We start from the raw sequence: 2,089 nt of genomic DNA, 5'->3' as shown, positions 1-2,089 counted from the left end.
CGCTCGATGGCGACGATACAGTAGATGGCTCAGAGGCTAGCGAGTTAATCCTGGGAAATGAAGGGGAAGATTTTCTCACAGGTTTTGCAGGCAACGATTCTGTATTTGGGGGAAAAGGAAGAGATGCCCTGTATGGAAATGAGGGAAATGACTGCCTCAGTGGTGGTCTAGATGCTGATTTCCTTACGGGAGACCCGGGCGATGATATTTTATTTGCGGGTAGAGGCAATGATCTTTTAGGCGGCGGAGAGGGGAATAACACTTTGGTTGGCGGCTTGGGCAGAGACTTATTAAATTGTGAGTTGGGCAATAATTTATGCATTCTGGGAATAGATCCTGCCACTACAGATATCAATTCTAGTGATTGGATCACACGTTTTTCTCCTGATTTTGATCGCATTGGATTAGCGAGTGACTTAACGGTCAATGATATAGTGTTGGAGCTACTACAGAATGTGACAGTAACAGTTAGGTTCGATTTCCCGCAAGCTTTACAAGCATTCTTCCCTCCAGCTTTTCTCAGCGGAATTAGCGGAGTTTATTCAGGAACTCTCATCAGAGTCAAGAATTCTAACGCGATTTTAGGTTTTGTAGAGGATGTAACGCCTAATGAACTACAAAGCAGGATTGTTTCCGTTCAGGGTTTCTAAGTTCAGGATAATTACTGATGGTCTGACAAACTCATCATATTGTTAGCCACAAATTAACTCCTGATATTTACAAGGCTTACGCAGAAACGCTAGTAGTAAGCTGCGTATTTCGCAGCTTACTACTATGAGTCGTGTAAAAATTGACTATATTGATGTCGGTATTAACCGCGTCGTCAATCCAGACGGTACGAGTCGTTTGGCCGGAGATGTTGATTTTAATGCTGTTAAAACAGTAGCCGCATTTATCACGCCGGTGCCGGGAGGAATCGGGCCGATGACTGTTGCTATGCTGTTGGAAAATACCGTTTCGAGTTATATTGAATACGGTTCTAATTGAATTATGACCCACTTGTGAGCCAGTATTGGCTCAAGTAGGGTTAGTAATCTACCAACAGACAAAGATTTTAACTATGGCTTTAAAACCGGATGCGTCAGGGACATTGCGCTTAATTGGCGACACCACCTCGGAATTCATTCAACTTTTTCTTGGGGATCTAACCAACTTCCCTTTAGGAGCTTGGACCCTCGATGGCGATGATACAGTACATGGCTCAGGGGCTAGCGAGTTAATCCTGGGAAATCAAGGGGAAGATATTCTCAGAGGTTCTGCAGGCAACGATTCTGTATTTGGGGGAAAAGGAAAAGATGCCTTGTTTGGAGACGAGGGGAATGACTCCCTCAGCGGTGGTCTAGATGCTGATAGGCTTCTTGGAGGCCCTGGCGATGATATTTTATGGGGGGGGAGAGGCAATGATTTGTTATCCGACGGACAGGGGAATAACACTTTGGTTGGCGGCTTGGGCAGAGACTTCTTCGAGTGTGGGTTGGACAATAATAATTTATGCGTTCTGGGAATAGATCCTGCCACTACAGATATCAATTCTAGTGATATAATCGAACGTTTCGATCCTGATTTTGATCGCATTGGATTAGCGAGTGACTTAACGGTCAATGATATAGTGTTGGAGCCAGTACAGAATGTGGCATTAACATATACGTTCGATGGGCCGCAAGCTTTACAACCAATACTCCCTCCAGGTCCGCTCGGCGCACTTAGCGAACCTGCTTCAGGAGCTCAACCCAGAAGCGGAATTACGGGAGTTTATTCAGGAACTCTAATCAGAGTCAAGAATTCTAACGCGATTTTAGGTTTTGTACAGGATGTAACGCCTAATGAACTACAAAGCAGGATTGTTTCCGTTCAGGGTTTCTAAGTTCAGGACAATCACTGGTGGCATGACAAACTTATCATATTGTTAGCCACAAATTAACTCCTGATATTTACAAGGCTTACGCAGAAACGCTAGTAGTAAGGTGCGTATTTCGCAGCTTACTACTATGAGTCGTGTAAAAATTGACTATATTGATGTCGGTATTAACCGCGTCGTCAATCCAGACGGTACGAGTCGTTTGGCCGGAGATGTTGATTTTAATGCTGT

The 2,089-nt window shown here is 44.3% G+C and carries 2 protein-coding genes and 1 pseudogene; all 3 read left to right on the top strand.

From position 1 onward, the window contains the following. Window positions 1-650: calcium-binding protein (locus tag QUB08_RS31705; RefSeq protein ID WP_333230237.1), on the top strand; the 650-nt coding region annotated here is incomplete at its 5' end. Window positions 651-798: 148 nt separating this feature from the next. Further along, window positions 799-987, top strand: a pseudogene (locus QUB08_RS31700) (bifunctional 5,10-methylene-tetrahydrofolate dehydrogenase/5,10-methylene-tetrahydrofolate cyclohydrolase); the annotation flags it as partial. Window positions 988-1,060: 73 nt separating this feature from the next. Then, window positions 1,061-1,864: a calcium-binding protein gene (locus QUB08_RS31695; RefSeq protein ID WP_333230235.1), complete on the top strand. Its 804-nt coding sequence runs from the start codon at window positions 1,061-1,063 to the stop codon at window positions 1,862-1,864. The last annotated feature ends 225 nt before the right edge of the window (window positions 1,865-2,089 follow it).

This window comes from Microcoleus sp. BR0-C5, assembly GCF_036705045.1.
In the GTDB taxonomy this organism is placed as follows: Bacteria; Cyanobacteriota; Cyanobacteriia; order Cyanobacteriales; family Microcoleaceae; genus Microcoleus.
The sequence above is the reverse complement of the archived record's forward strand: the minus strand, read 5'-3'. Positions and strand labels throughout refer to the sequence as shown.